Annotated in this window: 9 protein-coding genes; 6 read left to right on the plus strand and 3 right to left on the minus strand. The window is 70.9% G+C overall.

Annotated features, from left to right (window positions below; all coding sequences use genetic code 11):
• The 4 genes from AB7U92_RS14835 to mgtA form a co-directional block, all read left to right on the plus strand.
• A partial coding sequence (locus AB7U92_RS14835) for a peroxidase family protein (RefSeq protein WP_428578245.1) occupies positions 1-798 on the plus strand: 798 nt, incomplete at its 5' end.
• Between the two features lie 85 nt (positions 799-883).
• Positions 884-1,396: a Dps family protein gene (locus AB7U92_RS14840; protein ID WP_428578248.1), complete on the plus strand. Its 513-nt coding sequence runs from the start codon at positions 884-886 to the stop codon at positions 1,394-1,396.
• 14 nt (positions 1,397-1,410) lie between these two features.
• Complete coding sequence (locus tag AB7U92_RS14845; RefSeq protein WP_428578269.1) at positions 1,411-2,022, plus strand: AraC family transcriptional regulator; 612 nt, start codon at positions 1,411-1,413, stop codon at positions 2,020-2,022.
• A gap of 10 nt (positions 2,023-2,032) precedes the next feature.
• Entirely contained in the window at positions 2,033-4,576 is a 2,544-nt protein-coding gene (gene mgtA / locus AB7U92_RS14850; protein ID WP_428578251.1) for a magnesium-translocating P-type ATPase, read from the plus strand.
• A gap of 30 nt (positions 4,577-4,606) precedes the next feature.
• Here mgtA and AB7U92_RS14855 read toward each other — a convergent pair whose 3' ends face one another.
• Positions 4,607-6,124 carry a choice-of-anchor I family protein gene (locus AB7U92_RS14855; protein ID WP_428578254.1) on the minus strand — a complete coding sequence of 506 codons (1,518 nt, stop codon included), beginning with the start codon at positions 6,122-6,124 and terminating at the stop codon, positions 4,607-4,609.
• Positions 6,125-6,240: 116 nt separating this feature from the next.
• Here AB7U92_RS14855 and AB7U92_RS14860 point away from each other — a divergent pair, with 116 nt between their 5' ends.
• Positions 6,241-7,869 (plus strand): peptide chain release factor 3, encoded by a 1,629-nt coding sequence (locus tag AB7U92_RS14860; protein ID WP_428578257.1) that lies wholly within the window; start codon positions 6,241-6,243, stop codon positions 7,867-7,869.
• 6 nt (positions 7,870-7,875) lie between these two features.
• On the opposite strand, the gene AB7U92_RS14865 is transcribed toward AB7U92_RS14860, so the two are convergent.
• Both AB7U92_RS14865 and AB7U92_RS14870 read right to left on the minus strand, forming a co-directional pair.
• A complete protein-coding gene (locus AB7U92_RS14865) occupies positions 7,876-8,577 on the minus strand; it encodes an RES family NAD+ phosphorylase (protein WP_428578260.1) in 702 nt (233 codons plus the stop codon).
• Between the two features lie 17 nt (positions 8,578-8,594).
• Entirely contained in the window at positions 8,595-8,993 is a 399-nt protein-coding gene (locus AB7U92_RS14870) for an antitoxin Xre/MbcA/ParS toxin-binding domain-containing protein (protein ID WP_428578263.1), read from the minus strand.
• 91 nt (positions 8,994-9,084) lie between these two features.
• Here AB7U92_RS14870 and AB7U92_RS14875 point away from each other — a divergent pair.
• Positions 9,085-9,590, plus strand: a 506-nt coding sequence (locus tag AB7U92_RS14875) for a UbiA family prenyltransferase (RefSeq protein WP_428578266.1), incomplete at its 3' end; no start/stop codon positions are given.

Consider the following 9,590-nt stretch of genomic DNA (forward strand, 5'->3'; position numbering starts at 1 on the left):
ACCGCCTGGGCCTCGGCCTCGACCTTCCGTGGCAGCGACAAGCGCGGCGGCGCCAACGGCGCGCGCATCCGTCTCGCGCCGCAGAAGGAGTGGGCGGCCATCGATCCGGCCGAGCTCGGCAAGGTGCTGGCCAAACTGGAAGGCATCCAGAAGGCCTTCAACGCCTCGGCTCCGGGCGGCCGGAAGGTCTCGCTGGCCGACCTGATCGTGCTGGCCGGAGGCGCGGCGATCGAAGCCGCCGCCCAAGCCGCGGGCCAGAGCGTGACGGTGCCGTTCGCGCCGGGCCGCACCGATGCATCGCAGGACCAGACCGACGTGGACTCCTTCGCCGTGCTGGAGCCGCGTGCCGACGGCTTCCGCAACTTCGCCCAGCCCGGCCTGGAGAGCGTGGCCACCGACCTGCTGATCGACAAGGCGCAGCTGCTCACCCTGACGGCGCCGGAGATGACGGTGCTGGTCGGCGGCTTGCGCGTGCTCGGCGCCAACGCCGGCGGGAGCGCACACGGCGTGTTCACGGCGCGCCCGGGCGTGCTGTCCAACGACTTCTTCGTCAACCTGCTCGACATGGGCACGGCCTGGCAGAACACCGCTGTGGCCGGCGTGCTGGAAGGGCGTGACCGCCGGACCGGCGCGCCGAAGTGGACCGGCACGACCGTCGACCTGGTGTTCGGCTCGAACTCGCAGCTGCGCGCCATCGCCGAGGTGTACGGCAGCAGCGATGCGAACGCGAAGTTCGTGCAGGACTTCGTCGCCGCGTGGACCAAGGTGATGAACCTCGACCGCTTCGACCTCGGCTGAGCGTTGCCGTCGGTCATTGGCCCGGCCCCGCCGCTTCGATACAGTGGCGGGGTCGATCCGTTTCAGAGAACAAGGAGATCCGCTCATGGCAAAGAAGAGCAAGGCACCGGCCAAGGCGTCGGGCCCGGCGATCAACATCGGCATCAGCGAGAAGGACCGCGCCGCCATCGCCGGCGGCCTCTCGCGCCTGCTGGCCGACACCTACACGCTGTACCTGACGACGCACAACTTCCACTGGAACGTCACCGGGCCGATGTTCAACACGCTGCATGCGATGTTCATGGCCCAGTACACCGAGCTGTGGAACGCGGTCGACCCGATCGCCGAGCGCATCCGCTCGCTGGGCTCGCCGGCGCCGGGCTCCTACGCGCAGTTCGGCGCGCTGGCCTCGATCAAGGATGCGCCGGCCAAGCCGCCGAAGGCGATGGAGATGGTGAAGATCCTCGTCGACGGCCACGAGGCGGTGGCGCGCACCGCGCGCAGCATCTTCCCGCTGGCCGACGCCGCCGGCGACGAGCCGACCGCCGACCTGCTCACCCAGCGCCTGACCGTGCACGAGCAGACGGCGTGGATGCTGCGCTCGCTGCTCGAAGACTGAGCCGGGCGAGCATCGTGCGCATTGCGATCCTGACCTTCGACGGCTTCAACGAGCTCGACTCCTTCATCGCGCTGGGCCTGCTCAACCGGCTCGGCGCGCAGGGGTGGAAGGCGGAGATCGCCAGCCCGACCTCGCACGTCACCTCGATGAACGGCGTGACGGTGCAGGCGCAGCGGCCGCTGGAGTTCGCCAACGAGGCCGATGCGGTGATCTTCGGCAGCGGCATCTATACCCGCGCCATCGCCGAGAACAGCGCGCTGCTCGACCGGCTTCAGCTCGACCCGGTGCGCCAGCTGATCGGCGGGCAATGCTCGGGCGTGCTGCTGATGGCACGCCTGGGCCTGATCGCCGACGTGCCGGCCTGTACCGACCTGACCACCAAGCCCTGGGTCGTCGCGGCCGGCGTGCGCGTGGTGGATGCGCCCTTCCATGCGCGTGGCCCGATCGCCACCGCCGGCGGCTGCCTCGCCTCGCAGTACCTCGCCGCCTGGATGATGGCCAAGCGCGCCGGCTTCGATGCGGCCGCGCAGGCGCTGCACTACGCCGCGCCGGTGGGCGAGAAGGACACCTACGTCGAGCGGCTGCTGCAGGGCGTGCGGCCGTTCGTGGATGCGCCCACGGCCTGAGCCGACGCCGATGCGGGGCGCGCGGCGCCTCGCGCCGATCGCGCATTGGTGGAGCCGTACGCCCGACGAGCTGCTCGCCGCCCTGCAGTCGTCGCACGAAGGGCTGAGTCCGCGAGAAGCGGCGCGGCGGCTTCGCGAGCACGGCCGCAACACCGTGCGCGCCGACGACACACCCGGCTGGCCGCGCCTGCTGCTGCGCCAGTTCGCCAGCCCGCTGGTGCTGATCCTGCTGTTCGGCGCAGCGGTCTCGCTGGCTCTGCGCGATTGGACCGAGGCCGCGATCATCCTGGCCATCGTGGTGGGCAGCGCGCTGCTCGGCTTCGCTCAGGAGGCGCGGGCGTCGGCGGCGATCACCAAGCTGCGCCGCCGCCTCGCGCTGCGTGCCCAGGTTCGGCGCGGCGGTGCTCTGCGCACCGTGCCCACTGCACAGCTGGTGCCGGGCGACATCGTGGAGCTCGCCGCCGGCCACCTGGTGCCGGCCGATGCGCTGGTGCTCGAGGCGCGCGACTTCCTCGTCACCGAGGCGGCGTTGACCGGCGAATCGATGCCGGTGGAGAAGCGCCCCGGCCAGATCGCCGCCGAGGCGCCGATTGCGCGGCGCGAGAACTGCGTGTTCCTCGGCTCCTCGGTGCGCAGCGGCACGGCCACCGTGCTGGTGGCCGCCACCGGGCCCGACACCGCCTTCGGCGCGGTGGCCGCGCAACTGGCGCAGCGCGAGCCCGAGACCGACTTCGCGCGCGGCGTGCGCCGCTTCGGCGAGCTGCTGCTGCGCGTGATGATCGTGATGGTGCTGTTCGTGCTGCTGGTCAACCAGTGGCTGGGCCGGCCGATGGTCGACTCGCTGATGTTCGCGGTGGCATTGGCGGTGGGCCTCTCGCCCGAGCTGCTGCCGGCCATCGTCAGCGTCACGGTGGCGCGTGGTGCCCATGCGATGGCGCAGCGCGGTGTGGTGGTGCGGCGGCTGGAGGCGATCGAGAACCTCGGCAGCATCGATGTCCTGTGCACCGACAAGACCGGCACGCTCACGGTGGGCGACATGGCACTGCACGGCGCCCTCGGCCCTGACGGCCAGCCTTCGGGCGAAGTGCTGCGCTGGGCCCATGCCAACGCCGCGCTGGAGACCGGCATCGCCAATGCGCTCGATGCCGCGCTCGTGGCCGCCGGGCAGGCGCAGGGCCTGAGCGTCGAGGGGCTGCACAAGGTCGACGAGATCCCCTACGACTTCCAGCGCCGGCGGCTGACCATCGTGGTGGCCGAGGACGAAACGACGCACCGCATCGTCACCAAGGGCGCGTTCGACAACGTGCTCGACGCGTGTGCGCAGTGGCGTGACGGCGCCGATCCGAAGCCGCTGGACGACGGCGCGCGCCGGGCACTCGCCGACTTCTTCCGCGCGCGCAGCGAGGAGGGCTTCCGCGTGCTGGCCCTGGCCACGCGCTGCGTGCCGGCGCAGCCGCGCTACGGCGTGGCCGACGAGACGGCGATGTGCTTCGAGGGCTTGCTGCTCTTCCTCGACCCGGTCAAGCCCGGCGCGGCGCACACGCTGCGCGAGCTGGCCGCGCTCGGCATCCGCGTCAAGGTGATCACCGGCGACAACCGCCACGTGGCGGCGCACGTGGCCGGCGCGCTGGGCCTGTCCACCGACACGCTGCTGACCGGCGAGCAGCTCGCCGCGATGCGCGACGAGGCGCTGTGGGAGCACGCGCGCCGCACCGACGTCTTCGCCGAGATCGACCCGCAGCAGAAGGAGCGCATCGTGCGCGCGCTGCAGCGCACCGGCCACGCGGTGGGCTACCTCGGCGACGGCATCAACGACGCACCGGCGCTGCACGCCGCCGACGTCGGCATCTCGGTCGACCAGGCGGTGGACGTGGCGCGCGAGAGCGCCGACATCGTGCTGCTGCGCCCCGACCTCGACGTGCTGCGCCATGGGGTCGAGGACGGCCGGCGCACCTTCGCCAACACGCTCAAGTACATCGGCATCACCACCAGTGCCAACTTCGGCAACATGGTCAGCATGGCGCTGGGCACGCTGTTCCTGCCCTTCCTGCCGCTGGCGGCCAAGCAGATCCTGCTCAACAACTTCCTGTCGGACCTGCCCTCGATCGCGATCTCCACCGACCGCGTCGACCCCGAGCGGCTGGCCGCGCCGCAGCGCTGGCAGGTCGGCGAGCTGCGCCGGTTCATGATCGTCTTCGGGCTGGTGTCGACGGTGTTCGACCTGCTCACCTTCGCCTTGCTGCACCGCTGGTTCCGCGCCGACGAGGCCACGTTCCAGACGGCCTGGTTCAGCGTCTCGCTGCTGACCGAGCTGGCGGTGGTGCTGGTGCTGCGCACGCGCGGCGCGTTCTGGCGCAGCGCGCCGAGCCGGCTGCTGTGGATCACCACGCTGGGCGTGGGCATCGCGGCGCTGCTGCTGCCGCTGGTGCCTCCGGTGCGCGCGCTGTTCGGCTTCGTGGCGCTGCCGGCGCCGCTGCTGGCCGCGCTGGCGGGCGTGGTGCTGGCCTACCTGCTGGCCACCGAGCTGATCAAGCGGCGCATTGGCGCCGCCTGATCGCCGCGCCGTTGCCGAGGCCTGCGCGCCTCACTCGTCGTCGGCTTCGTCGTTCCGCTCGTGGCCGCGCCGCGGCTTCACGGCGATCTCGAACAAGGTGGTGCTGTCGCTGACTTCGTGAGCCACCGCCAGGAAGTACCGGCCGCCGGCCTTGAATGCGGCCAGCCCTTCGGGCGACACGTCGCCCGGGCTGACGATCATGTCGACGAATTCGACGTCATGCGGATCAGTGATGTCGTACACGGCGAAGGCGGCGGTCAGGGTGCGCTCCAGGCCGACGAAGGCCAGCACTCGACCCTTGACCTTCAGCAGCGCCAGGCCCTCCGGCTCGACACCCTTGTTGTCGCTGCGGCCGTCGTCGTAGATGCCCAGACGGATGGCTTCGGCATCGAGCCGGCTGCCGCTGTCGAAGACGATGCGGCCATCGGCATCGCGGATCGAGAACGAGTGGCCGCCGAACTTGACCAGCGGGCCGCCTCGCGCGGAGTCGACGTTCGAGAAATTCGTGCGCCCGAGCTCGCTGCCATCGGGCACGTATTCGATCGAGGCATTGCCCGAGCTGCCGCGGCGCTCGTCCTCGCTGTCTTCGTCGCCGTTGTCGCGCGCGTCGCCCTCGTTGGCCATCACCAGGTAGGTTCTGCCGCGATGCTCGTACGTGGCGAGGCTGTCGGGCTGGTACAGGCCCTTGACCGGCACGCTGCGCAGCTCGACGCGACCGTCCTGGTCGTTCGGGTCGATCTCGTTGCCGGGCAGTCTGAAGTCCTTCAGTCCGAGGCCGTAGATCTTCTCGAAGCGGCGCTGGCGGAGATCCAGCACGGCGACGCCGTTGGCCTCCTGCAGGCCGACGTAGGCATAGCGGCCCTCCCGGTCGACGGCGATGTACTCCGGCTCGGGCCCGTACGGGCTGTAGCTGGCCGGCTGGGTCGGCAGCGTGCCGGCCGCGGGAAACAGGCGCAGGCTGTCGTATCCGGGGATGGACGCATCGATCGGCAGCGTGGTCACCCGGCGCGAACGCACGTCGACGATGCTGACGCTGCCCGCCGGGTCAGCCGGGTCGAGCCCGGACGGCGTCGGCCGCGGGTTGGGCGTGCCCTCGTTGGCCACCAGCACGCTGCGCCCGTCGGGCGTGAAGGTCAGCATGTCGGGCAGGGCGCCGACCGGGACCGGCACACCCAGCTGCTGCCGGCTGCGCGTGTCGAAGAAGACGACCACGCCGGGGCGGGTGCGGTCCTGGCCGTCCTCGATCGCCAGCGCCGCCAGCCCGCCGTGGAGGGCCACGCTGTTGACGGCGCCGAGGTGCCCCACCGGAATGTAGGCGGCCTGCGAGCCGCTGCGGCGGTGCAGCACCTCCACGCCCGCGACGCCGGCCACCCAGAGCGTGTCGGTGTGGCGGTCGTAGGCGACGATCTCCGCCTTCTGCGGGCTGGCATGGGCGTATCGCCACACCGGCGTGATCCTCACGTCGTCGGCGGCGTGGACCAGGGGAGCCTGGAGCAGGCTCCAGCCGACCGTGAGCAGGGCGAACAGGCGCAGGGGAGATGGGGTCATGGCGAGATGCGGCTGGTGGACAAACCGGGAAGAGTCGGGCCTGTTCGTGACATCGCCGTGACAACACGCCCCCTCGGGGCGGTGGCCGCCGACGCGCCGGGGATAATCGCGGCCCCATGTCCGATCTCACCCCTCAGGTCCGGCGCCGCCGCACCTTCGCCATCATTTCGCACCCCGACGCCGGCAAGACCACGCTGACGGAAAAGCTGCTGCTGTTCTCCGGCGCGATCCAGATCGCCGGCTCGGTGAAGGCGCGCAAGGCCTCGCGGCATGCCACCAGCGACTGGATGGAGATCGAGAAGCAGCGCGGCATCTCGGTGGCCAGTTCGGTGATGCAGATGGAATACCGCGACTGCGTCATCAATCTGCTGGACACGCCGGGCCACCAGGATTTCTCCGAAGACACCTACCGCGTGCTGACCGCGGTGGACGCCGCGCTGATGGTGATCGACGCGGCCAACGGCGTGGAGCCGCAGACGCGGCGGCTGCTGCAGGTCTGCCGTGCGCGCAACACGCCCATCCTCACCTTCGTCAACAAAATGGACCGCGAGGTGCAGGAGCCGCTGGCGCTGATGGACGAGATCGAGCGCGAACTCGGCATGTCCGTCGTGCCCTTCACCTGGCCGGTGGGCATGGGCAAGGTGTTCGGCGGCGTGCTCGACCTGCGCAAGGACCAGATGCGCGTGTTCTCGCCCGGCGAAGACCGGGTGAAGGAAGGCGGCGACGAGATCGTCGACGGCATCGCCAACCCGGCGCTGGCCGAGCGCTTCGGCGCCGCCTACGAGCAGGCCGCCAACGAGGTCGAGCTGGTGCGCGAGGCGGCGCCCGCCTTCGACGAAGAGCAGTTCCTCGAGGGCCACCAGACGCCGATGTTCTTCGGCTCGGCGATCAACAACTTCGGCGTGCAGGAGGTGCTCGACGCGCTGGTCGACCTCGCACCGTCACCCGGCCCGCGCCACGCCATCCAGCGCGAGGTGCAGCCCGACGAGACCAAGTTCACCGGTGTGGTCTTCAAGATCCAGGCCAACATGGACCCGGCGCACCGTGACCGCATCGCCTTCGTGCGCGTGGCCTCGGGGCGATTCGAGCGCGGCATGAACCTGAAGGTGGTGCGCTCGGGCAAGACGCTGCGGCCGAACACCGTCGTCACCTTCATGAGCCAGAAGCGCGAGCTGCTCGACGAGGCCTTCGCCGGCGACATCATCGGCATCCCCAACCACGGCGTGCTGCAGCTCGGCGATACGCTCACCGAAGGCGAACCGCTTCAGTTCACCGGGCTGCCGTTCTTCGCGCCGGAGATGTTCCGCACCGTCGAGGTGGCCGACCCGCTGAAGACCAAGCAGCTGCGCGCCGGCCTGACGCAGCTCGGCGAGGAGGGCGCGATCCAGGTGTTCCGCCCGGTGGGCGGTTCGATGCTGCTGCTCGGCGCGGTCGGGCAGCTGCAGTTCGAGGTGGTGGCACACCGCCTCGAGCACGAGTACGGCTGCAAGGCGCGCATCACGCCGGCACGCTACAACGTGGCGCGCTGGGTCACCTGCGACGAGGCGGACGGCGGCGAGCGCGAGCTCAAGCGCTTCATCGACGGCAACTCGCACCGCGTGGCCCACGACGCGGTCGACGCGCCCTGCGTGCTGCTGGAATACGCCGGCGAACTGCGCGCGATGCAGGAGAACTGGCCGAAGATCAAGTTCCACGCGCTGCGCGAGCACGCGGGGCTGGTGTTCCACAAGCAGATGGATGCCTGATTCGTTTCAGGCTTCGATGGGGATCGTCAGCCGATCCTCGTCGTGCAGCATCAGCGCCTGTGTCGCGGTGACCTTGCATACCCAGCTCTGCAGGCGGTGCGTGTCGGGCAGGGACAGCGCCTGCGGCGCCAGCACCGCACCGCAGGTGCCGCCCGGCCGGCGCACCGAGGCGTAGCGGATCCACTGCGCCTTGCCGTGCGCGCGCGCCGCGCGGGCCAGCGCCTGGCAGGGTGCATAGTCGTCGCGGCGCGTCCAGGCGTCTTCCGCGGCCGACCAGGGCTCGCGGCGCAGGTCGAGCACCATGCCCTTTGCCTGTGCCTGGAAGAAGGTGTGCTCGGTGACCAGCTCGCCGCCGCGCAGCCCCTCACTGTCCATCAGGAAGCGCCAGCGCCAGTAGCCGACTTCCGTGCAGGCGGTCTCGCGCTCCTTCGCGCCGTACCAGACGCCCGGGTCGGTGCCGGCGCGAAAGCGCGAGCCATAGGGCGAGCGGTAGCGGAAGGGCGTGGCCAGCAGGTAATGCATGCCTTGCGCCGCCTCGGGCAGCGGCGGCTTGCTGGCCTCCAGCAGCCGCTCGAGCGTGGCCTGGTCGTCCAGGCTGTCGACCAGGCGCATCGTCGCCACGCGATGCTGCGCCTCCACTCCGCGCCACAGCAGCGCGGTGGCGCTGCGCAGCGGCGTGGCGAACCAATCGTCGCGCCAGGCTTGCATGCGGACCGCAGCCGCGCTCAGACCGGCGCGCGCATCGCGTCGAGGTAGGCCACCGCAGCGACCAGGCCCTGCGCCGAGAGGATCAGCGTGGCCGGCACGCCGCCGAGCGCGTCGTTCGGGCTGCGCATCCAGGCCAGGCGCCGCGATTCGTCGTTGCCGACCAGCGCGTCGAGCGAACGGTACAGGCGCACCAGCAGCAGGGCCAGCTCGCCTTCCTTCGACTCCGGCGGCAGGCCGCGCTCGCCTCGCCCGATGCGCGACACCGTGGCCTCGCTCACGCCGAGGATGCGCGCCAGCGCCGCGCCGTTCAGGCCGAGCAGCGCGGCGGCACGCTGCGTGGCGGTGGCCAGCACGGCCGCCTTGGCTGCGGCATCGCGGGCGGGCTGGCGGCGGGCGGGGAGGGTCAGTGCGCTCATTGCAGGTGAAAGAATAGACGACGTTTCGTTCATGCGCAAGGCGCTCGCCAGGCGCACCGACGCCGTTGCGGGCGGACGCACAATCGCGCCCATGAACACGCTCGCCGCCCCGTCGCGCCTGGCGCTCTACCTGAACCTGATCCGCTGGGACCGCCCTGCGGGCAGCTACCTGCTGCTGTGGCCCACGCTGTCGGCGCTGTGGATTGCCGCGAACGGCTTTCCCGGCTGGCACCTGCTGGCGGTGTTCGTGCTCGGTACCTTCCTGATGCGCAGCGCCGGATGCGCGGTCAACGACGTGGCCGACCGCGATTTCGACCGCCACGTCAAGCGCACCGCGCAGCGCCCCGTCACCAGCGGCGCGCTGCCGGCCTCGGAAGCGCTGGCGCTGGGCGCGGCGCTGGCGCTGCTGGCTTTCCTGCTGGTGCTGACCACCAACCTCGCCACCATCCTGTGGAGCGTGGCGGCGCTGGCGGTGACGATCTTCTATCCCTTCACCAAACGCTTCTTCTCGATGCCGCAGGCGGTGCTGGGCGTGGCCTTCAGCTTCGGCATCCCGATGGCCTTCGCGGCAGTGACGGGCGAGGCGCCAGCGCTGGC

It is taken from the genome of Piscinibacter sp., assembly GCF_050175855.1.
GTDB lineage: Bacteria > Pseudomonadota > Gammaproteobacteria > Burkholderiales > Burkholderiaceae_C > Piscinibacter.